The following is a 23677-nucleotide window of genomic DNA, read 5'->3' as shown; positions in this document are numbered from 1 at the left end:
TATATGGCAGCACTGGAACTCGATAAAAAATGGACCATGCCTCTCAGAGGATGGTCTCAAGTCTATTCTCAGATCGCTATATTGTTTGAGGATAGGATACAGTGAAAATTGAACTTACACAGTTAGTGAGACAGTCTCAAAGGCAGCCATCATCTGTCAGTCAATTTAAACATGGCTGATTTATACGTACTGCTCAACTAACTTCTTTCGTCATCCCACATGTCACGATAGATAGTGACATACGATGCTGCCGCAGCGGGGTCTATTTCGAAGTAATAGCGGCAGAGTTTTTTATACCACAGCAGCATCTGCTCATCAAAGCAAAAATCGAGCATACCGTCAAGCAGCCGTTCGATCCGCCTGGGATCACGGCATTGAGATTGAAGAATGGCTTCAACTTCAAGAGCATACTGTTGTTCAGCTTTACGCGCAAGCTGCTGCCGGGCCGATGCAAGTTCGCCAATATCCTGAACGAGTTTTTTCATTTGTGGTCCCATTTTACTTTTCATCGTCGCCAGCCTCCTTCGTCTGTTTTCCCAGGAGGTCTCGCCCTTTTTTTGTCAGCCTGTATTTCTGTTTGCTGCTTGTGGGTTTGCCGGGAATGGTCATTTCGATCATACCGGCAGTTAGCGCCGGAATAAGATAAGCCTCCCTGAAGTAGTCTTCATGCCGGAGAGCCAGAGCCTCCTGGATGTCCGTACGTTTCATCTCTCCAACCAATACTGTCAGGAGCCTCTTAACTTCCCCGGTGACTTCCCCGGTGACTTCCCCGGTGACTTCCCCGGTGACTTCCCCGGTAATCCCGCCTACGGCTTTGAAGGCCAGTTCAGGCTTTCTAGGGATAGTAACCACAAAGCCGTCTGTAAGGGCAAACTCCGGTCCGTCAAGGCCGACATCACGGCAGCGCTTGATCATATCACCTGTTCCGGTGCCCATGCGTTCGATGTACTTGGTAAGATAGAGCGGCTCGGCCAATAAGGGATTACAGGGCATGGAGCCGTGGGGCTTTCGCAGTTTTGCAAGGGTCAGGGGCGGCGAAAGGGTACCTGGGTTCCAGACCTCAAGCCGGTCCGCAAAGAGCATCACCTGTACACTACCGTTGCTCGTATAGTCCCGATGGGCCACAGCATTAACAATGGCCTCGCGAATCACTTCAGGGGGCATCTCGTAGGCCACGGGTGCCTGAACGCTCTGAGCGCGGGTCCCGACAGCAAGATCGATTTTGGAGAGCACAAAATCAACAGCCTGATCTACAAGGTCAAAGACTGTTCCTTTGTAAATCCGGTAAAAGGGAATAGGCTTGGTTACCTCAACGCCATGAAAATGGGCACACTTGATCACGGAGGAAATAAGGAAGCGTTGCGGCTGTTTTCCAAAGAGCAAGACCGCTGCATTGCTCGGTCTTTCTTTATCAAGGAGATTTAGATGAGTAAGGACCTCCAAAGCAGTGGATTCTTCGGGCAGCGGGAGGCCTCTGGCCTGTCGGGCGCGACTCAGAAATGTATGTATCTTCTCTTCGTCCAGATCGTCCATGGTGGCGTTCCTGCAGAAAGAGGCGTCAAAGGGTGATGAACGTATCAATTCGTGTTCATCAAGGTATTGAACAAGGCTTCCGTATATCGCGGCTACCAGCTCTGCGGCACTGACAAAGCGGCGTCTCACCACCTGGTCTCCCGCCGCCTTGATAAGGGCCTGCATTTGGGGGATCTTGCTGTCATCGTCAGCGCCTTTGACAAAAATAAGCCGATGTTTTCCGAGCCTCGTCGCAAGGTCAAATTCCCGATGGGTTGGAGAATAACCTTTCGCGTCTGCCTTTCCGTATTCCTTCCCGAAGAGCCCTACGTAAATATCGCACCGTTCAACTTCGTGGAGATAGACCTCGTCGGCCTGTCTATCAATTGCAGGAACATCTTCAAAGAGAAAAACATCATAGAACCGCCGAAAAAGCGGGTCTCCCCTCAAATAATCACGCAGGGCAGCGCGCTCCTTAGCAAACTCTTTTTGTACACTGCTGATGAAGATGCGAATCGGTTTCATATTTCACTTCCCAGATACTCCAACTTTTCCAAAAACCCATCCAATGTTTTCAAAGTCTCGCTTAGAAAAATATCGAGATTAAGTTTCAATATTCAGATGTTTCCCCTTAATAATTCAACGCCTAATATTAATCAATCTCAGACTAAACAGCAAGAAGATTCAAAGAAGATGTCAAGCGCGAGTAGGCTGGATAGCTTGTATGTGCGCAAGGCGAACGGAAGGTGCCTCTGTTCTTCAGAAACCGCCGTTAAACGCAGACACTAATTGCTATTACAATTAAAACACGCTTGCACATTTGATAGCTATCACGCTTTTTTCATTCTCTCAGAAACCCGGTCTTCTTCTTACTCGGCTCCGGCGGGGCCATGACGACAAGGGTCAAACTTTCATTATACATTTGATAAAATCCGATGACGGCATCCAGGGACTTCCCTCGATAGTTAAGAGCAGAAAACCTTAAGTGCAGTCAAGAAAAAATACATACTTAATCGCCTTGACCTTTATCTTGCCCTATTGATAAACTGAGCTAAAAGGAGATATTAAACCCATGGCAAAAGTACTTGTAAAAGCTGAAGGACAACCGCATATAAGCACAAAACTTCACCGCCGCCTGAAAAAGCATGGCCGAACAGATGCTACCTTGAAGGACATACAACGCAGTCTGTCGGGAATCGGCGTGTCCCTTTCCAAGAGGGTAATTGAGGAAAGAGAAAAACGCTAACTCATGCCCTTTTTTATAGACACAAGCTCTCTTTTCAAGCGATACCAGCCGGAGAAAGGTTCGACCGTAGTTTCCAGGATTCTTGAAGAATCTAAAGAGCCTGTTTTTATCTCCTCGATAACAATCATTGAAATCATCTCCAACCTGAAGAGACTTTTCGAGGTAGATAAAATCACGACAGAAAAAGAATTCCTGATGCAGCACAGTTTCTTCTATCAGGACATCGGTACTCTCGGTATTATGATACTCGATGTAAGAGCCGACGACATTATAAGGGCAGAGGAACTCATCCTGAAAAGATACATAGCCTGTTGACAGTATCCAGCTTTCCATGGCCCTGAGCTTAAGTCATGACAGTGTTACCTTTGTCTCCTCAGACCGGAAGCTTTGTAAAATAGCAGCTGAAGAAGGATTGAATATCTTAATGCCTTAAGGAGGGGATAGAGAAACCTCCGTTAAACGCAGACACTAATTGCTCTTACAATTAAAGCACACTTTCACACTTGCGAGCTATCACGCTATTTTCATTCCCTCATAAACCCGATCTTCTTCTTGTTCGGCTCCGGCGGGGCCATCAACTGCCGGATGGCCTCAAAGATTGTGTGGATTTCTTCATCGTGATTTTCTATTTTTCTTTCAAGCTCAATTAACTTATGTGCAAGCTCTTTATGCGTCGACAGAAGTTGTCTTAGTTTTACAAAGGCCCTTACGACCTGAATACTTGCCTGAACTGAAATGGGGCTGTTTAATACATTAGCAAGCATAATCGTCCCATGTTCAGTAAAGACATAAGGTAAATATTTCCGGTGAAGACCTCTTCCTTTCTTTAAGGTCGCAAAATGCGACCTTAAAGATTGATGCTCTTCTTCATTCAACTGAAACATGAAATCCGATGGGAACCCCGATTTAGAGATTATGACTTGCCGGACAACGAAGAGACTATTGTTTTTGATTTAACCTTCAAAAGCCCCGATGCAGAGGCAGGCGTTCTGGCCGCCGAAGCCGAAGGAGTTGGAGATGGCGACGCGGTGTTCTTTGTGCCTTGCCTCGTTGGGGACATAGTCGAGGTCGCATTTGGGGTCGCGGGATTCGTGGTTAATGGTCGGCAGGATGATGGAACGGGTTATTCCCACGAGTGTCAGGATGCATTCAATGGCCCCTGCCGCGGCAATGGTGTGGCCTAACATGGATTTATTTGAGCTCACCGGGATATCTTTAGCCCTTTCGCCGAACACTTCTTTTATCGCGCGCGTCTCGGTCAGATCATTCTGCTGTGTGGATGTGCCGTGCGCGTTAATGTATTCAACCTGATCAAGCGAGATGTCTGCATCATCTATCGCGGCCTTGATCGCTATTATCGCACCGAGTCCCTTAGGGTGCGTGTCGGTTATGCGGTAAGCGTCGGCGGATGAGCCGTAGCCTTTCAGCTCCCCCAATATCTGCGCCCCTCTTGCGCGCGCGTGTTCGAGGTCTTCAAGTATCACGGCTGCGGCGCCTTCGGACATTACGAAACCGTTCCTCTTTCTGTCAAAAGGCCGGGACGCTGTCTGGGGCGTGGTGTATTTCTCACACAACGCCTTCAATAAAATGAATCCCGTCATGCCCGCGAAATCAATTGTCGCCTCGCAGCCTCCGGCGATCATGACATCGCTTTTCCCGTCCTGGATTATCCTGAAAGCCTCGCCGATGGCCTGAGAGCCAGCGGCGCAGGCTGAGACTATTGAAAGTGTCGGCCCCTTGCAATTAAAAAGGGTCGCAAGCAGGGACGTTGCGGTATCGGGCTTTCTGCGGAAGAAAAGCATGTAGGGATACCCGCCGCTCTGTGTAAGTTTTTTCATGTCCCAATGGCCTTCGCCGTCATAGAACTTATTGACGAACAGCATTTCATTGACAGAGGGGTTGTCGCCGTGGGAGCCGAGGGAAACGCCGATGCCGCCGCGGTCATCAACTTTATCAAGGCTTGCCATCTTCGCCGCCTCTGTCGCGGCGATCCTCATTAATCTGAGGCCGCGGGAGGAAAATTTTCTCAGCTTCTGATCAGTCCTGTTCTCAAAGTCGTCGATCCACTGATCGTCGACTTCACCCGCGATCCGGCAGGGAAAGCCGGTGGTGTCAAAAGATTTAATGTAGTCAACGCCGGAGACGCCTTTTGTACAGTTCTCAAAGGTCTCCACGGTATTTTTTCCCGAAGGCGTAACCATCCCGTATCCGGTTATTACTACTCTGCGTTTTAAAGATTGAGCGCTCATAATGTTTAAATTAGATAGGGGTTAGGGGTCAGGGATTGGGGGTTGGTTTTTTCTTGCTAATCCCTAACACCTAATCCCCAATCCCTTTTAAAATAGCTTCTTCTCTTCCTGTACTTTTGTAAGCCATGCCTTGATCAGGTCGTCGCCGTTTGAGTATTCCGCTGCCTCGCCGCAGGAACCGCATTTTACCTTGACGCCGTCCTCGGATTTCCATGAAGACGCTCCGCACTTTGTGCATTTCTCAGGCAGGCTGTCGAGGATGTCCATCACGCCGCTTACCATTGACTGCGCGGTGACCAGCGCGGGTATCTCGTCCATGTCCATTCCGGGTTTTAACTCGGCGACATTTTCGCCGAACCTGATCTTCAGCACCGCAACAGCCTTGTCTGTCAGTTGGCCGTTCTCATCAAGGGCAGTGCCCTCGCCGTACATTTCCTCTATATGTTCAAGTACGAAATGGCGGGCCATCTTGATGCCGAACGCCTGCTCCAGCCTGTAGTTGATATCAAGAAAATCGAGCGACTCGGCGCCCAGGTCTTTTATCAAAGACGTCTCAGGTTTAATTTTATTTTCATCAGCCCTCAGCGTCTCAACAACGGCCTTTTTCAATTCACCAAAAACTTTTTCCTCTGTAACAAGGTTCTGACCCATAATGCCTCCTTAATATTTAGAAAGAAGTTGAGAGGATAAGAAGTTATGAAGTTGAGAAAGACAGGGTTTATTCTTTGTCCCAGCTTCTCAACTTCCCAGCTTCTCAACTTCTGTTTCTCGTGTCATTTGCTCTCCGGCAATCTGCAGATCGCGTTGCTCAGCCCTTTATCGACAACGATTGTCTGGCCGGTGATCCCCCTGCTTTCTTTGCCGCATAAAAAAACCACGACGTCGGCTAATTCATCCGGCTCTACAAAAAGACTCTCCGGCAGCATGTCGATATTCTCCCAGAACTGTCTCAGCACTTTAAACGAATCGGTTTTGACAATGCCGCCGCAGACCGCGTTGACCGAGATGTTCTTTTGCCTCAGTCCTTCCGCGCAGTCCCGGACAACTGATTCCATCGCGGCCTTCATGCTGCCAAGCGGGTAAGCGGGATTATAAAACCGGCTGCCGAGGCTTGAGATAAAAACAATCTTCCCGCCTGATCTTTCCAAAAGGGGCAATGCCTCCTGAATGCAGAATATGTTGCCGAGGTAATTTGTTTCAACCAACTGCCGCAGCTCCCGCTCAAAGAGTTTTTCGATCGGTTTAAAAGGCGCCTTGGCAGCGTTGAGTATAAGGATGTCGAGCCGTCCGAATTTTTCATTCACCTCGGCGAACAACTTTTTCACCGAATCTTTTACCGCTATGTCAGCCTGGACCATCAGGGCCCGGCGTCCCATTCCTTCCACTTCCCTGCACAGTTGTTCAGCCTGTTCCTGAGAAGAGCCCCCGGCCTTCCTGAAATTTACCACAATGTCCGCTCCGGCAAGGGCGAGCTTGCGCGCGATCGCGTTTCCGATGCCTCTTGAGCTGCCTGTTATCAAAGCGACTTTGTCTTTTAATGGGAGCATAACCCGGCTATTTTATAAAAAAGATGTCTTTTAGTAAATCATCAGGTTTTTGACGGGTCAAAATGCTGCATCTTTTCAGCGAGGCTCTTCCAATTACAGGCGTGGAGTTCTTTTACCATTTTATGAAAGGCCCCGGTCTCGATGACCTTAATGCGCTCGGATTCTTTTTCCACTCCGTAGAAAGGGAGCATGATGAAAAAGGCCTGGTCCACGTATTTCTTGACCGGGTCCAGCACATCTTCGCGTCTTGTGTAAAAGGGGTCTTCACTTTCCTCGCAGGGCTTATTGAAAACATTGAACTGCCTGCATGCCATCGGCCTGACCGGATGCACGGAACAAATTCCTTCAACAAGAAAAGGGCAGGGGTCATCTTTCTTGTGACTTTCAAGCTGTCTCATCAAGGCCTCACGGACGGCACCGGCTGCTTTCTCAGTCACGTACCATGAGAGGCCCATCAATTCCAGAGGATATGCCGGAATGTCTTTGTGGGTGCCGCAGCAGCTTGAACAGCCCTTGCCGCAAGCGAGCTTTCTGCCTTTCTGCTGTTCATCGGCGATTGCTTTAACGACACCCTTGTCCACGATGAAATAAGCGTCAAGGAGCAGTTTCAACCAGGGGCGAGTTCTCTCGTCGTCCGGGAAAGAGGTGCGTTTGGCAGAAGTTGTTTTATCCGATTTTGCTTTTGACATATATTAAGTCAGGTACGTTTTGTTACTTTAAACTTAAGGTAATTAAAATATCAATATCAAATGGTTGGCTTGGCAATAATGTCATGCTGAACTTGTTTCAGCATCTAATATAATCATACGTTATGAGACCCTGAAACGAGTTCAGGGTGACAGACTTTGATTCGTGCAGCAGACTCAAAAGATTGTCTTTTTACAAGAGTATCTTTTCTGCTTTAATCTGCGTCCAGTTCCTTCCATGTGATAGAATAAAAAGCCATGAAAGTGATCGTTGCCATGAGCGGAGGCGTTGATTCGTCCGTTGCCGCTTATCTGCTAAAAAAAGAAGGGCATGAAGTAATTGGACTAAGCTTTGAGCTGTGGGACAAAAGGGATTTAAAGAGTTCCAATGTCTGCTGCTCAGTTGAGACCATTGAGCTTGCAAAGTCTGTCGCGCACAAGATCGGGATAGAGCATTACACGGTTGACGTGAGAGACGCCTTCTACAGTTACGTGATCGAAAGCTTCTGCGATTCATATATAAAAGGAATTACGCCCAACCCGTGCATCCTGTGCAACAAGCACATAAAGTTTGACTTCCTCCTGAAAAAGGCAGAGGAGCTCGGCGCTGATCTCGTTGCAACAGGGCATTATGCGAGAATAGTAAGACAGAAGACAGAAGTCAGAAGTCAGAATACAGACGTAGAAACGAGTCGGCGACTCGTCTCTACCGATTCCGGACATTCATCCTTCGCAGTGCTACGGAGAACGGAAGCCGGAATGACAGATAAAGAGCGGAGTGACAGATATCTCCTCAAAAAAGGCATTGACCCCAGGAAAGACCAGTCGTATGTTTTATACGTGCTGACACAGGCCCAGCTTGCAAAGACAGTTTTTCCTCTCGGAGTATTTACAAAAGACATGACCCGCGGCATTGCAAGGGAGCTCGATCTTGCGACCGCGTTACGGCCTGAGAGCCAGGAGATATGCTTTGTAGGCGAAGGGAAGTACGCGGATTTTTTAAAAGGCTTTTCGCCTGAGGCCTTGCAGCCGGGGCGCATTATTGACATGTCCGGCAAGACGGTTGGCGAGCACAAGGGGATCGCCTTTTACACTATCGGGCAGAGGAAACGGCTTGGGATATCATCTTTAAACCCTCATTATGTAGTCAGCATCGACAGGAAGAATAATATAATCGTCGTCGGCTCAAAGGAAGACGCGATGAAAAAGAGATTCAGGGTCCGGGAGTTAAACTGGCTATCAATAGACTCTCCGGCGGACACCCTCCGCGCGCATGTAAAGATACGTTCGACCATGAAAGAAATGCCTGCTGCAATTAATCCGGCGGGAGAAAACAGTGTTGTTGTTGAGTTTGACGAACCGCAGTGGGCGCCTGCCCCCGGACAAAGCGCGGTATTTTATGAAAAAGACGTTGTAATCGGGGGAGGATTGATAGAATAAAACCAGAATAAGATTTCTGTTTTATTTTTTATGGTTTCATAGTATACTTATAAACTGAAATGCCAAGGTACTGGATAGGAACCAGCGGATTTTTATATGATTCTTGGAAGGGCGCCTTTTACCCTGAGGAACTTCCGCATAGAAGATGGCTGTCATTTTACACGGGAAAACTTAATTCCGTTGAACTGAACGTCACCTTTTACAGGCTTTTGAAAAAAGAGGCCTTTGAGAGGTGGTACAAGGAAACCCCTGCTGATTTCGTATTCTGCCTGAAGGGAAGTCGGTTCATAACTCACGTAAAAAAACTCAAGGATGTGGAACTGCCGCTTTCAACCTACTTCAACGCCACGGCCCCATTGCTTGAAAAGCTGCATGTCATCCTCTGGCAGCTGCCCCCGAATTTAAAGCTCAATTTAAAAAATCTTGAAGACTTTGTTGAGAACCTCAAGCAGTACCCTGTGCGCCACGCATTTGAGTTCAGGCATAAGAGCTGGCTCACAAAGAAAGTTCTCAATCTTCTCGCTGCCTCCAATATTGCCGTCTGCATGTCTGACTGGCCGGATTTTATCGATGACCTGCCGCTGACCGCCAACTTTGTATATCTTCGCAGGCACGGTGAGGGAGGGAGTTACGCTACAAACTACACAACCGATCAGTTGAAAAAGGACGCAAAGAGAATAAAGGAATATTTGAAACAGGGCAAAGACGTATATTATTATCTGAACAATGACGCCTTCGCGTATGCTCCGAAGAACGCTGCGGAGCTCAACGGAATTCTTAAAGATATCCTCCCGAAGTCGTTGACTCAGCCGCCAGAGAAGAAAAAGGCAAAAACCGAAGTGAAGAAAATAGAGAAGAAGAAAATCGTAAAGAAGGCCGAACCTAAAAAAGCCGCAAAGAAGATAGTTAAAAAGCCCCCCGTAAAACCTGCAAAGAAAACAACCAGGCCCCCGGCAAAGAAGGCTGTTGCAAAAGCTGCCAAGAGAAAGTAGTTCATCCTCTTTGTTATAATCTATTATTGCCGCGAAGCAGGAGAAGAAATCGTAACGCGTGATGCGTGAAAAGAATAACTCATAACGCATTACGGATTACTCATTACGGCTTTAGATAATGTGGGTTAGAAGAAAAAACGTGAGGTATTGATATGCGCCCTGACTGGGACAATTATTTTATAGAGATCGCAAAGGTTGTTTCTTCGAGATCCACATGCCTTCGCAGGAAATACGGCGCGGTCATCGTAAAAGACAGGGTAATCGTCAGCACAGGTTATAACGGCTCGCCAAGGGGATTGGCGAATTGCGTGGACCTTGGAAAGTGCAAAAGAAAAGAACTCAACATCCCGTCAGGTGAGAGATACGAATTGTGCGAAGCGGTGCACGCTGAGCAGAACGCGATCATCAACGGTCCTCCTGACAGGATGAAAGGCGCGGTGATCTACATCGCGGGTTTTGAAGATGACAAGAGTTTTGCCAACGGCAGCCCGTGTAAGCTGTGTGACCGGATGATCAGGAACGCACAGATCGCAGAAGTTGTGTATTTAAATAATGACGGGTTGATTGCTAAGTTGAGCATTTCGTAATCATCCACAGATGACACAGATCTACGTTCTTTTTTTCCAATCTGTGTAATCTGCGAAATCTGTGGACAATGAAAATGGAATTAGACGCAACCATTCATAAAGGCAGCCCTGACAGCCCTGTTGTAATCTTTATACACGGCCTCAGCCTGAATAAACATATCTGGCTTGATCCTCTTGAGACGAAAATTTTCGCCAATAATGTCCCGCTGAAGGTCTTTGCCGCAACACGTCCTAAACCCCGTTCCACTTCAAACACAAAAAAGCTTACGTTCGGGGACATTCCGGGAAAAGTTGACAACTTATGGGACGCCCTCAAAATGAAAGGCTTCAACCTTATATGCTGGAGCCAGAGCAGGCCTGTCGCTCCAATAAGCGCTGCCTCGGAAGAATTAAAGAAGGTTGTGAAACTCGCGAAAGAGGTTTTTCCCCGAAGGCATATTGCGCTCATAGGCCACAGCCGGGGAGGGCTGATCGCCAGAAAGTTCATGGAAGAAAAGATGCCGGGAATAAAGGCCCTGATCACAATTTCTTCGCCTCATCAGGGCAGCTCGCTTGCGCTTTTGGGAAAATATCTGAAACCTATATCAGCAGTTCTCAAGGTTGCCCTGCCAAAGGACACACACGGCGCTGTCTCTGAAGTTATCAGGAGATTCAATGAACTTATTGAGGGCCAGGCCACGAGAGAGCTTTTGCCTGACTCAGACTTTTTTAAGACCCTCAATGACGCTCCTGTTGACGGCGTTAAATATTTGTCCTTCGGAGGGACAAAGACTCGGTTGTTTATAGTTTATAAATGGGAAAAGCGGGACGGGAAATCATATCCAAAGCCGTTCATGTCAGTGCCGGACTCATTGCTGCAGGTTTTTCCGCCTTCCGTGCTTCCTGAAGAGATAACCGCGGGGAAAGGCGATGTCCTTGTATCCGCAAAAAGCTCCGTGCTCCCGTGGGCAGAGGATCATTATAATGTGCCGGCAAATCATGTTACAATCCTCTGGAATAAAAAGGTCATCAAAAATACAGTTAAGATATTAGAGGAAATATCATAATGAGCAAAAGTTCAAAAGTGCAATAGTGCAAAAGTCCTTTCTTCTGCGCTGCTGTACTTTTGCTCTATTGCACTATTTTTAGAAAGACATGCCGGTGATAAAAAAAACGAAGAAGAACCCTTGCCCTGATTGTAATTTCTGCCAGTGGTGCAGTGATGAGAGGTGCAGGGTGTGCAGGCATCCCTGCAGGAAACGAAAGAAAAAGAAGAAGCCGCACAAGCCGTTGTTTCTGAAATATTAAGGTTGGACACGATGAACGCGGAAACTGAATACCTACGGCATATTTACGGTCAGCTCGTAGCTTCCCACCGATACTTTATCAGCCATGCCTTTTTTCCAGAGGAGGTCAATCACTTTTGCCTTTGAAGGCTTTGGCACCATTACGATCAATTTAGCGCCGAGAGCGGAAAGCGTTTTCCATTCATCCGCCTTTTCAGGGGTGATGCTTCCTTCGGTTTCAACTTCCATAATGGCGAGGACATGACCGTGGTTCCCAAGGACCACGTCGGGATGATGGCCTTTGAAATCGCTTTTATCTTCACCCTCAAGATTGATCTTGATTTCATTATAGTCCCGCGAGAGTTTTTCTTTCAGATACGAAACCATCCAGTCATGGATCAGTTTTTCATTTTTCATGGTAGTTATTTAACCACAGAGGACACGGAGAAATAAAGACTTAAATGCCCCTCTTTGTAAAAGAGGGACCTGGGGAGTTCTGGTTACAAGTTTACCTTGTAAGTCAGGTTTAAAATAAAATCCGGCGCGCCTGATGTATTGATGTCCTCTGTCAGGGAGAGTTCGAAACTCCTTTTCCCGGTTTTGTACCTGCCGCCGAGGACGAGGAGCCAGGCTTCCCTGTCAACGGCCAGCAGGTCCGTTTCAGGATAAATGGGAGACTGCCCCAGCGCCTGTGCCAGCAGACCGTAACCGTCTCCAAGATCAGCTTCAATTGCCGCGCCGCCGTAAATAAAATTTTTCAGGTCTATTTTCTCATGACCTTTCAAGTCACCGGGGAACACCGCGCCGAAGTTCAAGTATGCCATAATGCTGTCTGTGATCTTTTTATCAAGGAGAACGGACACCCCGGCGTCCACGCTGCCGTTGCCGAAACCGGTTTTGGCGTTTCCAACGGGAAGCTCGACATCGCCTTTTACGCTCAGGTCAAAGCCGTTTTGGGAGATCAGCGGTTTTTTGACCGCAAGCCTGATATCGCCAAACTTTGTCCTGCTTTTGCCCTGAACGATCAGGCGACCGTCTCTTTTAACTTCATAAAGGAATTCATTGTGCGGCCGGTTGCTTCTTCCGTAATCAGGAAAACCGAATGCGCTGTGATAATTTTCGAGAAAGCCGTCCATGAAACCGCCGCCTATCATCAGTACAGGGATATCCAGATCGAATTCAGCAAAGTCTTTTACAATCCTCTTGTATCTGAAATTCAATTCGGTGATCTCCATGTCGAGGCTGATGTCCCAGTGTCCCGAATTTTGCACAGTGTAGGTGCTTGAATGTGAAAGGCTGTATGACATGGAATTTTCCACCGCGGCTTTTTCAAGATACGGCTGGTCCGCGTGAAGAAATATCGGGTACTGGTTTTTTACCTGGAAAGGGCCTTCAAAAGAAAAGGCCGGGGGCAAGAAACAGATGAGGGAGAAAAGAATTAATGCAAGGGCTATGGATATGACTTTCACTATAAGCTCTTGCCCCCCCTCTCCTTATTTTCCATTAAGGCCTGGATTGGTTTTAAACCGTAAGGGCTTCCCTTTTCTATTGCGGTAAGGACGGTGCCGCCGCCGGTGAAGAAGTAGTATTTTGTGCTGTCGAGTATTGAAAGATAAAGTCCGGGACAGAGGTTCTTGAATTCCTGCAGCGTGTCTCCGCCGCCGTACATTTTCAGCGCGTTTTGATTTTTATCGAGGGTTTCGTCAAGGGCTTTTGAGCCTTCAGAAAAATGCGGCGTGTACCCCATGACGGCGTTTACAAAGATGGTCTTTGCGCCGAGTATCACTTCCCCGACCTTCCCGTCTACAAATGATTGAGGGTCAATGTCCAGGATATATCCGTAGCTGTCATTTTTTTTGAAATCATTGATCGAGATGGTCCGGTATTTACCTTCGGTCCTGCCTTCCATCGTATCTGATTCTACAATATACGGGAGTTCAAGGATCTTTCGTTTTTCCCTGTCTATGTTCACGAGGTCTTTTGCCGCCTTGATGTCATCTTCCTCTATCCCCTTGATGGAGATATCGTATTTTGCGCACAGATAGCCGTTATATAAAACCCCGCCCAGGATCACGTGGTCCGCCTTTTCATAAATCGCATAGAGGGGGCCGATCTTTGTGTCGTATTTGGAGCCTGCGACAACCGCGAGAAAAGGCCTTTCGGGATTTATGACATGGCTTAAGTTTGCTATCTCCTGCTGCATGAGAAACCCGGCATATGAAGGGATGAATTTTGTGATGTCATAGGTAGAGACATGGGGCTGCCACGAACCAAAGGCGTCATTTACATAGACATCCGCGATATCGGAGAGCTGCACCGCCAAATTGTCCCTGAAAAAACCCTCTCCCTCTTCACCCCTGAACCATCTGGTATTGGGGAGATAAATGCCGCCGATCTTTCTGTTCTTCAGGTCCTCAATGGCGTTGAGCACGTCATCGCACATTCCGGCAATACCGAGCTCAGGGTCTTTCTCGCAGTGAGGGGTATAAAAATCCGTGTGAAGCTTGCGTTTTAAATATTCCACGATCGGCTCCACGGAGTCATCCGGGTTGCACGTTATCTTTCCCGTTTTTTTGTCTTTGGGCCTGCCGATATGAGTCATAAGGATAGGGCGTCCACCCCGGTCTGCAATGTAGTAAAGGGTGCCGAGGGTCTTGTCGATCCTGAAAGGGTCTTTTATGACGCCCTTTTTGACGACATTATGGTCGAACCTTACAAGGACGATCTTGCCGTTAAGGTCGGCATCCTGAATCAGAGGGAGTCTTTTGTCTATGTTGTTTGTCGACATACCACATTGTAGCAAAAGAAAGGAAATTTGGGAAGAATTCGAATTGCCTCACCCAAAAAAGCGATAAAAGAGGGTAAGAAGGCAACGACGATACCGGCCCCCGGTTATCAGATGCGATACGGCGGATGTGATGAAATAGAAGTCCCGTATGTTTTTGAGAGGCGCTTTTGCACTTTTATCCGGTCCTCCAGAATTCTTTTCCGTTTTCGCTGTCGCGGATGTACTGCAGGAGGTCGTCATAGGCGGGCGGTGTAACCAGGAAAAGCTCGAAATCCACAGGCAGTTCAAGGGATTTCCTGTCTTCTTCACGCATGGTGAGAAGTCCAGATTCACCCTCCGCGATATTTTCACCGAGGACCGATTTTATGTGTTCAAACCTTTCCCTCACCGTCTCATTTAATAACTTATCAATGGTTTTATGCACCCTGGGTGTCCGCACGATCATGTGGCAGTTGCTCCAGTCCATATAGGCCCCGAATATTTCCGTGTCTTCAAGCGGCAGGAATTTTCCCCCGGCGTCGATCTTCTTTTTCACAATCTGTTCCAGCCGCATATTCATGGCTCCCAACACCTTCAGCGATTCCTCGCCCGTCATATAAATGCTCTCACAGAAGATCTTAGATATCTTCCCGGCGGCTTCGAGCTTGCCCAGATGCTCCTCAACTTCATCCCAGTACCGGTGGAAAATATTCTTGTACTTATCGGTGGCATTTTGAGGCAGATAAAGATTCCTCACAAAATAGAGTTTCTTTTTATTCTTGAAGCTTGAGACGTCAGGTTTATCGAGTTTCCCGATTTTGGTCATAAAATATCTCCAGTCTGCTTAGTGCTTTTCATTAACGCAAAGTATTATAACAAGTTTCCGGGCTTCCGCGCACAGGTGCTTCATCTTTCAAAAGAGAATACCGATAAAATATTGGGAGTGTCATTATAACCGTGGGTTGTTTATTAATGCGCTCCGGAGATTAATTTGAAGTCAACGTTTTTACGGAAAGCTGATAAATGCTGCTTGATTTAAAGTATAAGAAATTCCTGATAGTTGATGATTTTGTTGAGTTCAGAAAGCTTATGATGAGGATGCTCGAATCATTAGGACTGAAGAACATGGACGAAGCCGGCAGCGGCGAAGCTGCGATCGCGAAGATGGAGAAGAAGACATACGACATTGTATTGTGCGATTACAATCTCGGACACGGTAAAAAGGACGGCCAGCAGATTCTTGAAGAGGCAAAGCACCGCGGGCTGATCGGGTATTCCTGCATCTTCATAATGCTGACTGCTGAAAACACGATGCCGATGGTCATGGGCGCCGTTGAATACCAGCCCGATGACTATATGATCAAGCCTATTACAAAGGATGCACTGACGAGAAGACTGGACAGGTGCATGAAGAGAAAAGCGGATTTTGAGACTGTTGAAAATGCGATCCGCAATAATGAATACGCGCGCGCAATTGCACTGTGCGGCGAACTCGCCAAAAACAACCCGAAAAATATCCTGGAATATCTGCGCCTGAAAAGCGAGCTCTGTATAACTATCGGGCGTTACGATGATGCGACCGCTGTTTTTGAAGAAGTCCTTGCTATGCGGGAAATTGCATGGGCCAAAATGGGACTCGGCAAGGTGCACTTTCTTAAGGCTGACTATCCAAAGGCAAAGGAGTTTTTCCAGGCGGTCATCGAGGAGAATAAGACCTATATGGAGGCATACGACTGGCTGGCAAGGACCCTTGAAGAGCTGGGTTCCCCGGCGGACGCACAACAGGTACTTGTCGCCGCTACCGAGATATCGCCTAAGGCCATATTGAGGCACCAGGCCATCGGCAGGATCTCATACAAGATGAGCGACTTTGATACCGCTGAAGAGGCCTATAAATCAGCTGTTACGATCGGTAAGAATTCATGTTTTAAAAGCCCGACCGATTACACCGGCTTGGCAAAGACACTTGTAAAAAAGGACGCCTCCGAGGAGGCGCTTTCAGTCCTTGGCGAGGCGCGCAATGAATTCAAGGGAAACAATGATGCCATGCTTCAGACAGCAGTTACCGAGGGCATAGTGTTCAAAAAATTAAACCGCCCGGAAGAGGCAAAAAAGGCGCTTCAGGAGGCGGCCGGCCTTTTCGACGGCCATCCCGGCCATATCCCGATGGAGGAGAGCATGGACCTGGCAAAGGTGTGCTTTGAGCTGGGCGAAAAGGAAACGGGACTCAAGTTCATGCGGGACATTATGAAGAACAATCACGACAATGATAAGGTCATAAAGATGGTGCGGGACGTTTTTAAGAACGCGAAATTAGAGTCGGAAGGTGAAGAGATAATCATATCCACAAGATCGCAGATCCTTAAACTCAATAATGACGGTGTGGCCCTTGCCGAAGCAGGCAAGCTCGAAGAGGCGATCGAGTATTTTGAAAAGGCGGTAAGCGGCTGCCCTGAAAATAAGATCGTAAACGCGAACGCCGCTCATGTGCTTATGCTGCACATGAAAAAGAACGGCAGGAAGGACAAGTTCCTGCAAAAGGTTTCGCAATATCTTGACAGGGTAAAGAAGATAGATCCGACGTTCGACAGGTATCAGCAACTGCTGGACATGTATGAAAAGATCAGGACCCCTGAAGTGGCCGTGAAAAAATGAGGAAGAATTAATATGACAAAAAACGAAAAGGTAATAGACTTCCCGGCGTTTCTCGCATCAATGGCGCATGACATGAAAAATTCACTGAGTATGCTGCTCAATACCCTGGAGGAAGTCAACGGTATTTGCACCGCAGAAACCTGCCCTTCGCACAAGCGCCTTTCGCAGGTACAGTATGAAGCAACACGGGTGAATAACAATCTTATCCAGCTTCTGACATTATACAAAATGGACAATGACCAGTTCAGCGTCAATATTTCCCAGTATTCCGTTATCGACCTACTTGAGGACACGATGATGCAGAATAAACCCTTGCTTGATTTTAAAGGGATCGAGGTGTCCGCCGTATGCGATGATGATTTATCCTGGTTCTTTGACCAGGGCCTTATATCGGGAGTCATCAATAACGTATTGAATAATGCCTTCCGCTACGCCAAAGCCAGAATCAAGATCCGCGCTGCCGAAAAAGACGGATGGCTTGTACTGAGCATCGAAGATGACGGACGGGGTTATCCCTCTGAAATGTTAGGGACAGGCGGGCAGGCAAACAGAAGGGTCAGTTTCAAAACAGGAAGTACGGGGCTCGGCCTTTATTTTGCCTCCATCATTGCGATGATGCATAAGAATAAAGGCAAAGAGGGCTTCATCTCTCTCACCAACGGCGGCGAGTACGGCGGCGGCTGTTTTACAATAACGCTGCCTTAATAAATAGTAACGAGTGACGGGAAGGCATCCATGCCTTTAACTCTATGCTCTCCGCTCTTTGCCCTCCTGCTTTTAAAGCGCTGGAATATCTCCATTATTTTTCACAAAAGCTTACAGCAGAGATATAATGATTGAAGTTGTTGAATTCGGAGGCCCGGTTACGGAACAAAGCAAAGCAGTCAATCTTACAACAGGAAGCATTTGGAGAAACATATGGCATATGTCGTGGCCCATGATGCTCGTAATGTTTTTCAATTTTCTTGTCGGCCTTACCGACATATATGTTGCCGGGTTCCTCGGTCCTGAGGTCCAGGCTGTCGTGGGTTTTGTCGGCCAGCTTTATTTCTTTATCGTCATTGTGGCTAATGCCATCAGCATCGGGACAGTGGCGATAGTTTCGAGGGCGGTCGGCGCAGGCAACTTCGAAGGCTCCCTCTCTACAGCAAGACAGTCTCTTCTCTTCGCGGTTGTATGCGCACTGGCGCTTACGGCTGCGTGTCTTTTATTTCAGGAACAGATCATAGCGCTTGCGGGTTTTTCGGCAGGATTACGACAGACCGCCTTGGACTTCTTTGTGATATTCGCATTCTCACTCGCGCCGAATTATATAGTGATAATCGCCAACGCCATTTTCAGGGCCGGCGGCGAGGTGAAACTGATGCTGATCACGATGTTCTTTGTAAGCCTGATCAATGTAGCGCTGAATTTTTTTCTGGTCTTCGGAGTATATTCATTCCACGGCCTCGGGTACAAAGGCATTGCCTTAGCTACCGCTGCTGCTATGTCGGCAGGCACGATCATTTGCGTTGTCCTGTTTAGGAAAAGCATGTGGAGGAATATTTTTTCAGGCTATTGGCATGTGTCTGCTGCTTTGGTCAGGCGTATATTTATTTTAAGCTGGCCCGCGGCCCTTATACAGATATCGTGGACTGCTGGCAACATCTTTCTCTACAATATCCTGGGCCGTCTTCAGGAGGAAAGTGTCACGGCAATGGCAGCTCTTACAAACGGCCTGAGGATCGAGGCGTTCATTTATCTCCCGGTATTTGCGCTGAATATGGCGGCTGCTGTGCTCACAGGCCAGAACCTCGGGGCAGGAGAACCTGAAAGGGCGGAAAAGATAGGCTGGAAGATATCGCTTTCAGGAGTCGCATTTGTCAGTCTTATAGCGCTGCCTGTTTTCATATGGGCAGGGGAGATTTCCTCGCCGGTGGCAAAGGAACAGCATGTTCTTGCAGAGACAATCCGGTATCTCAGGATAACCATGCTGTCCGAGCCGTTTATGGCTATCAGTGTTGTTTTGGGCGGATGTCTTATGGGCGCAGGCGATACAAAAGGGGCCATGCTCGTCATTGTGAGCACTCTCTGGATCATCCGTTTTCCGCTTGCATATCTCCTCGCTGTTGTTGCGGGGTACGGCGCAGCCGGGGTCTGGTGGGCGATGGTCGTCTCTATGTTTTTCCAGGGCGTTGCCATGACAATGCGGTTCAGAAGAGGGCGGTGGAAAAATGTTGTCCCCTAACTATTTCAGCCTTTTGAATCGTTTGACGTCTGGAACTGCTTTTCCTCCCCTGCTATTGACAGAAAGCCGGTATCGCGATACGATTAAATTAGAAGAAGACATCGGGCGGTGAATCAGAAAGCAGCCCGGTGGCAGGCTATATGGCCTGGGAAAGGAGGCCCTGAAAATGGCGGTAAAACATATTGACATAAAAGGATATTGCGACACGCTGTATAAAGAGCTCTCTGACATTAAGAGCAGGCTCGGTGGGTTAGTGAACGAGATCGAGTACATGGAAGGAAAGGACAAGAAGGTCCTGAGTTCCCACATGAGGCACCTGAATGAGCTTATCGAATCAGTTGAGTGGAAGATGGAAATTTTCTCCAAATCCTGCCCGATTGACTGGAGCAAATTCGGTGTTGAGAGTGAAACTACCTCGTCCGTTCCACTTACTGACAGCGATGTACCCGGTGGCTATGCCGGCGGATAATGGAAGATCGCAAAGAGAAACTCCAGCAGCCAATTTCCCGGCTGCTGGAGTTTTTTTATTTTTTTGCACAGGTTAAAAAACAAAGGCGTTTGAGAATAAGCTTATAGAATCCCATCTGCTAATATGAATTAAAACTCATATCTTGCTTGCACATAAACATTATCATTCTCATTAAGACTCCCGAACTGGTTCCACTCATCACCGCCGCCAAATACATTCGCTCCAACTGCCGCCCACACGGAATCGGTGAAATTGTATTTGACTTCCGGGTTTAAAAGATAATCTTCATCTGACGGGCTGTAAAAGGAAAAGAAGGAGAGTCTAAATGTTTGATGTATCAAAAATTGTGTGAGCCTTACGGATGCAAGTTGATGTAATCTCTTTTCTTGAGGAAAACCTGATGGGAGATTCTCTTCATACTCTGAATAATCATCCATGTATTCGCCGTAGCATTGGAGTCCGAGGGTGAAGTCTTCCCACATCTGTCTCTGATAGCCAACGAGAAACCTTGTCTGTGAATTCAGGACCATCGGGTCTGTGCCGTCTCTGTCTTTTCTTGAATCATAATATCCTGCCTCAAGGCTTAGAACCCCGTCCAACGCCCTGCCCTGAAGGCTCGCGCCGTAAACGGAAAGCTTGGGATAAAAGAGGTCAATCCTTGACGGCGCACTCATGTTGTCGGGAAGCATGGAGGGTTGTCTGAAAAAACCTTTATAAAAAAATATGGACGCGTCAAAGCCTGACACATCACGATACACCCGGAATGCAACCTCCGTGTTATTAAAGGAGCTTGCCGGTTTCTCTTCTTCCCTCTCTGTAACAGCAGGCATCGGATCATACATCCAGAACCTTCTTCGGTCAGGGAAATTGTTCGGTTCAAAAAAAGGGATGATAATTAATTCAGCAGAAGCGAAGGAAGGATACATACCGATTTTGATGCCGTCAATGCCTTTTTTCAAATACTCCAATGGTCTCCCTGAGAAGAACGCCTCATAGTCTTTCGGGAATACATCGTTAATAAATATCAAATCCCCAAGCCCCCATGTGATGATCTGCCTGCCGATTCTTGCATCCCAGTTTGAAGACGTGTAATCGGCATACCCCTCTCTCACGTCTAAATGGGATGCATCGTCAATGTGGTTGTAGAAGATGTCGGTTTTCAAAAACAGACGGAACGGCTCTTTGCTTGCATCAAGCTTTAACTGGACTCTTTCCTCCGCCCATTTGAAGTCCTTACCGTTTGGATTTGATTTAGCGGTATCAACAGAATAGTTGCCCTGGAGAAAGCCGTGCAGGCTTACATCTTCAGCATAAGCAGGTAGATGCGCAATGCTTGCCGCAAGCAGGAGAATCAAAATAAGCCTTATCATTTGTGTTCACCAAAATATCGATGAAGCACCGGCTCCACATAGGCATTCAGCAAAGAATTCCTGTCTATTATTCCCACAAGCTTTCTGTCTTTTACAACAGGGATCATCGTGAAATTATTTTCGAGCATTATTTCTATAAGCTCCTCGGCGGAAGTCTTCATATCAGCGGTCTTTGGCTCTTTTGACATTATCTTCTCCGCGGCAATTTCAGAGAGGTCCACTCCTTCCCGTATATTTCCAAGAAGATCAAATGCTGTCACCACTCCTATGACCTCGTCACTTTCATTTACTACCGGAAGCCCAGGCAGGCCGGTTGACATTAAACGGTAGGCGATCTCTCTGCCAGTCGAGTCTTTTTTGATTGAAGCCCTCTTGTGCAGCAGCATTATGTAGTCTGCAATTATCATTTTTGTATCCTCCTTTACAGGGTTTATTATTAATCAATCCATTTTTTTGGTGGGGTTTTAAGAAAGCGTTCACTGAACAGGCTGTCCTCAAGGCCAATGTTATAATCCGCCTTCACATATGCAACCTCAGTCCTGTGACCGCTCGAAAGGTTTTTCATGGTCCTCTTTGTAATTGTGGGAAAGCCCTTCACATCTTTAATTTCATCAGCGCTGAAAATCCTGTAGAGCTCGCCTTTTTTGTCATAGTACTCATCTTTCAAAGGCAGGAAATTGCCCTTGTCAATCCATGAAAGCTTATAGGTGTAATCAACATCCGCTTTCTTTGGAGTGCTCTTTATTACGAAGCAATCATTTGCGCCGAGTTTTTCTTCCTTTACAATTGCATGGGTATCGTCATCTATATCCCTGCCGGAAACATCCTCGTATGTGAAATCAGATCCTACAAAGCTTGAGCTTTTGTCCTGCGCGGCAATCCTGCGCACCATATTGATCGCAGGCACAAATAGCCATCTGTCGTCATCTTTTGCGGGATATTTGTAGACCATGAACGTCATGTCCTTTACGTCGGCAGGCTGGAAGAAGTACATGAAATACTTCTGCTCGCCGCCGGATGCGCCGTAATTTTTTCGCAGCATGGTAAGCTCTCTTATTCTCTCCTGCCCGCCCTTGCTTATAAGCTTCATCATTACCCGCGCCTTGAAGTCCTTGCCCTGATAAAAGAACGCCTCCTGGGATTTTTTGACGACTTCTTCAGCGGTGAGCGCCTCTACGGAAAGAGGTAAGCAAAGGGCAAAGAGCAAAGAGCAAAGGGGCAAGACAACCATAATTTTGAATTTTAAATTTTGGACCCTGAATTCTTTCATCTGTATTATCCCTCCTGATTTTTTGTTTTAAGTCCTTTCAGGAATATCTCGTCCGTGGATTCTGTGAGATATTCTTTGGGAGTTACTTTTGTCATTTGAGAGCCTTTTCTTATCGCCCACACAAGAAGCGCTGCGAGGACCCCGGTATAACAGAATGCAAAACCATACTGGATATACTGATTGTCCGGCAGGAGCTCAAGGATATTCTTGGCCTCCATAAAACCTTTGGAAAAGAAAACCTGTTCAAACTTCGGCTTGTAAAGTGTGAACGGCAGATATCCGAAGAAAAAACCCGGAAGCGAAGCCAGCCCTGTGAGATAACCCATAGCTGTTCTTGCGTAGGACCTTATCTCGCAGCCTATCATGAGTACTGCGCCAATGCCTAACAGCGGCCCGCCGACAAGATGCCCGAGGTGAAACCCCCACTTGTATCTGCCTGATTCAACAACAACCGGAATGTCCCATCCGAAGAATATCCATGTTACGAGTATCGTTATATTGAACATGAGGATAGCCACAAGCAGCGCGGTAAAGGGCAGGAGCCCTGTAAACATTGTCTGTGTTATCTTTGCGACCTTCATGGAATCGAAATGTTTTTGTGACATGTGAAGGGAGTGGGGCGCCATAACGGCGCATTCCGTGCCGAACCCGGTTTTCCCGATGCCAAAGCCAAGCAGGATACCGATGAATGTCTTGAGAAGTATTTCAATCAAAGGCAAACGCCCGATACCCTCTGTGGACTCTCCTGCAAATGCCGTGTAGAAGGCAGACGCCAGCAGCAGAAACAGGAACGCGGTCAGTATTATCCTCAGAGGGTCTCTGCCCGGTTTATATTTTGGATCATAACACAGCGTGTCATGCGGGTATTCCAGTTCAACACAGTGTTTGACGGTAGCATGTTTTTCGTGATGCTTCAAGTATCCGCCTGCATCGAGTTTTGTCATCAGCATAAATGCAAGAAATGCAAACGGAATGCTTACGAGGGCCACTACAATAGACGTAAGACTCATGGCCGGGATGCCGCCAAGATAGTGCCATGTAGTGCACCCCTGCGCAAGCCTTGTGCCGAGTCCGAAGGTCGCGCCGCCTATAAATGCAAGCAGGGCAACACGGGGAGGATATTTCGCCCACGCCTTGTGCTCCCTCTCAAGGATTGCGACAAGGAACGCTCCAAGCAGAATGCCGATTATGATCCAGTGGATATCCGCATCGTAGAGCCTTGTGATATAGTCGGTCTTTGTAATGTTCTCCTCAATGGAGCCGAACATCTTTGCAAGTCCTGTAGTAACAGGTATCGGCGTCTGATATTTAAGAAAGTAAATCACCTGTGCAAGGCCGACAAGAAATCCGCCCCACACGAAGGACCACGGTTTTGTAAATATATTTTTCATGCAG

At 47.5% G+C, this 23677-nt stretch carries 25 protein-coding genes; 10 read left to right on the top strand and 15 right to left on the bottom strand.

Annotated elements, in window-relative coordinates; genetic code table 11:
* Positions 1–197 precede the first annotated feature (197 nt).
* Together HZB61_13210 and HZB61_13205 are read right to left on the bottom strand one after the other, a co-directional pair.
* A complete protein-coding gene (locus HZB61_13210; GenBank protein ID MBI5057566.1) occupies positions 198–509 on the bottom strand; it encodes a hypothetical protein in 312 nt (103 codons plus the stop codon).
* A complete protein-coding gene (locus HZB61_13205; protein MBI5057565.1) occupies positions 499–2037 on the bottom strand; it encodes a DUF4062 domain-containing protein in 1539 nt (512 codons plus the stop codon). The genes HZB61_13210 and HZB61_13205 overlap by 11 nt, the downstream gene beginning before the upstream one ends.
* Before the next feature lie 547 nt (positions 2038–2584).
* Between HZB61_13205 and HZB61_13200 the strand changes: the two genes are divergently transcribed.
* Positions 2585–2758 carry a hypothetical protein gene (locus HZB61_13200; protein ID MBI5057564.1) on the top strand — a complete coding sequence of 58 codons (174 nt, stop codon included), beginning with the start codon at positions 2585–2587 and terminating at the stop codon, positions 2756–2758.
* A 3-nt stretch (positions 2759–2761) separates the two neighbouring features.
* Entirely contained in the window at positions 2762–3073 is a 312-nt protein-coding gene (locus HZB61_13195) for a PIN domain-containing protein (protein ID MBI5057563.1), read from the top strand.
* 209 nt (positions 3074–3282) lie between these two features.
* On the opposite strand, the gene HZB61_13190 is transcribed toward HZB61_13195, so the two are convergent.
* From HZB61_13190 to HZB61_13170, 5 genes are all read right to left on the bottom strand, one after another.
* A complete protein-coding gene (locus HZB61_13190) occupies positions 3283–3642 on the bottom strand; it encodes an ORF6N domain-containing protein (GenBank protein ID MBI5057562.1) in 360 nt (119 codons plus the stop codon).
* 69 nt (positions 3643–3711) lie between these two features.
* Positions 3712–5007 carry a beta-ketoacyl-[acyl-carrier-protein] synthase family protein gene (locus HZB61_13185; GenBank protein MBI5057561.1) on the bottom strand — a complete coding sequence of 432 codons (1296 nt, stop codon included), beginning with the start codon at positions 5005–5007 and terminating at the stop codon, positions 3712–3714.
* 87 nt (positions 5008–5094) lie between these two features.
* Positions 5095–5658 carry a hypothetical protein gene (locus HZB61_13180; protein ID MBI5057560.1) on the bottom strand — a complete coding sequence of 188 codons (564 nt, stop codon included), beginning with the start codon at positions 5656–5658 and terminating at the stop codon, positions 5095–5097.
* Between the two features lie 122 nt (positions 5659–5780).
* On the bottom strand, positions 5781–6554 hold the full coding sequence (locus tag HZB61_13175) for an SDR family oxidoreductase (GenBank protein MBI5057559.1): 774 nt from the start codon (positions 6552–6554) through the stop codon (positions 5781–5783).
* A 41-nt stretch (positions 6555–6595) separates the two neighbouring features.
* On the bottom strand, positions 6596–7243 hold the full coding sequence (locus HZB61_13170; protein ID MBI5057558.1) for a YkgJ family cysteine cluster protein: 648 nt from the start codon (positions 7241–7243) through the stop codon (positions 6596–6598).
* Between the two features lie 255 nt (positions 7244–7498).
* Between HZB61_13170 and HZB61_13165 the strand changes: the two genes are divergently transcribed.
* The 4 genes from HZB61_13165 (at position 7499) to HZB61_13150 (ending at position 11305) form a co-directional block, all read left to right on the top strand.
* Complete coding sequence (locus HZB61_13165; GenBank protein ID MBI5057557.1) at positions 7499–8680, top strand: tRNA-specific 2-thiouridylase; 1182 nt, start codon at positions 7499–7501, stop codon at positions 8678–8680.
* 59 nt (positions 8681–8739) lie between these two features.
* Positions 8740–9672 (top strand): DUF72 domain-containing protein, encoded by a 933-nt coding sequence (locus tag HZB61_13160; GenBank protein MBI5057556.1) that lies wholly within the window; start codon positions 8740–8742, stop codon positions 9670–9672.
* A gap of 152 nt (positions 9673–9824) precedes the next feature.
* On the top strand, positions 9825–10259 hold the full coding sequence (locus HZB61_13155; GenBank protein MBI5057555.1) for a cytidine deaminase: 435 nt from the start codon (positions 9825–9827) through the stop codon (positions 10257–10259).
* A 74-nt stretch (positions 10260–10333) separates the two neighbouring features.
* A complete protein-coding gene (locus HZB61_13150; GenBank protein MBI5057554.1) occupies positions 10334–11305 on the top strand; it encodes an alpha/beta hydrolase in 972 nt (323 codons plus the stop codon).
* A gap of 273 nt (positions 11306–11578) precedes the next feature.
* Here HZB61_13150 and HZB61_13145 read toward each other — a convergent pair whose 3' ends face one another.
* The 4 genes from HZB61_13145 to HZB61_13130 form a co-directional block, all read right to left on the bottom strand.
* Positions 11579–11941, bottom strand: a complete 363-nt coding sequence (locus HZB61_13145) for a hypothetical protein (protein MBI5057553.1) — start codon at positions 11939–11941, stop codon at positions 11579–11581.
* Between the two features lie 83 nt (positions 11942–12024).
* Entirely contained in the window at positions 12025–12993 is a 969-nt protein-coding gene (locus tag HZB61_13140; GenBank protein MBI5057552.1) for a DUF3187 family protein, read from the bottom strand.
* Entirely contained in the window at positions 12993–14312 is a 1320-nt protein-coding gene (locus HZB61_13135; protein MBI5057551.1) for a phosphoglycerate kinase, read from the bottom strand. The genes HZB61_13140 and HZB61_13135 overlap by 1 nt, the downstream gene beginning before the upstream one ends.
* A 175-nt stretch (positions 14313–14487) precedes the next feature.
* Positions 14488–15117, bottom strand: a complete 630-nt coding sequence (locus tag HZB61_13130; GenBank protein ID MBI5057550.1) for a hypothetical protein — start codon at positions 15115–15117, stop codon at positions 14488–14490.
* Positions 15118–15314: 197 nt separating this feature from the next.
* Between HZB61_13130 and HZB61_13125 the strand changes: the two genes are divergently transcribed.
* The 4 genes from HZB61_13125 to HZB61_13110 all read left to right on the top strand — a co-directional run bounded on the left by HZB61_13125 (position 15315) and on the right by HZB61_13110 (position 19642).
* Positions 15315–16946: a response regulator gene (locus HZB61_13125; protein MBI5057549.1), complete on the top strand. Its 1632-nt coding sequence runs from the start codon at positions 15315–15317 to the stop codon at positions 16944–16946.
* A 12-nt stretch (positions 16947–16958) separates the two neighbouring features.
* Complete coding sequence (locus HZB61_13120) at positions 16959–17651, top strand: HAMP domain-containing histidine kinase (protein MBI5057548.1); 693 nt, start codon at positions 16959–16961, stop codon at positions 17649–17651.
* A 127-nt stretch (positions 17652–17778) separates the two neighbouring features.
* Positions 17779–19173 carry an MATE family efflux transporter gene (locus HZB61_13115; GenBank protein MBI5057547.1) on the top strand — a complete coding sequence of 465 codons (1395 nt, stop codon included), beginning with the start codon at positions 17779–17781 and terminating at the stop codon, positions 19171–19173.
* Positions 19174–19339: 166 nt separating this feature from the next.
* Positions 19340–19642: a hypothetical protein gene (locus tag HZB61_13110; GenBank protein ID MBI5057546.1), complete on the top strand. Its 303-nt coding sequence runs from the start codon at positions 19340–19342 to the stop codon at positions 19640–19642.
* 128 nt (positions 19643–19770) lie between these two features.
* On the opposite strand, the gene HZB61_13105 is transcribed toward HZB61_13110, so the two are convergent.
* The 4 genes from HZB61_13105 to HZB61_13090 are packed head-to-tail and all read right to left on the bottom strand — an operon-like array spanning position 19771 to position 23673.
* Positions 19771–21012 carry a hypothetical protein gene (locus HZB61_13105; GenBank protein ID MBI5057545.1) on the bottom strand — a complete coding sequence of 414 codons (1242 nt, stop codon included), beginning with the start codon at positions 21010–21012 and terminating at the stop codon, positions 19771–19773.
* Positions 21009–21419: a CBS domain-containing protein gene (locus tag HZB61_13100; GenBank protein ID MBI5057544.1), complete on the bottom strand. Its 411-nt coding sequence runs from the start codon at positions 21417–21419 to the stop codon at positions 21009–21011. The genes HZB61_13105 and HZB61_13100 overlap by 4 nt, the downstream gene beginning before the upstream one ends.
* A 29-nt stretch (positions 21420–21448) precedes the next feature.
* Positions 21449–22282, bottom strand: a complete 834-nt coding sequence (locus HZB61_13095) for an outer membrane lipoprotein-sorting protein (GenBank protein MBI5057543.1) — start codon at positions 22280–22282, stop codon at positions 21449–21451.
* Positions 22283–22287: 5 nt separating this feature from the next.
* Entirely contained in the window at positions 22288–23673 is a 1386-nt protein-coding gene (locus tag HZB61_13090) for a YeeE/YedE family protein (protein MBI5057542.1), read from the bottom strand.
* Between the last annotated feature and the right edge of the window lie 4 nt (positions 23674–23677).

It is taken from the genome of Nitrospirota bacterium (assembly GCA_016214845.1).
Taxonomy (GTDB): domain Bacteria; phylum Nitrospirota; class Thermodesulfovibrionia; order UBA6902; family UBA6902; genus SURF-23.
Note: the sequence above shows the minus strand (reverse complement) of the source record. Positions and strands in the feature narration are given on the sequence as shown.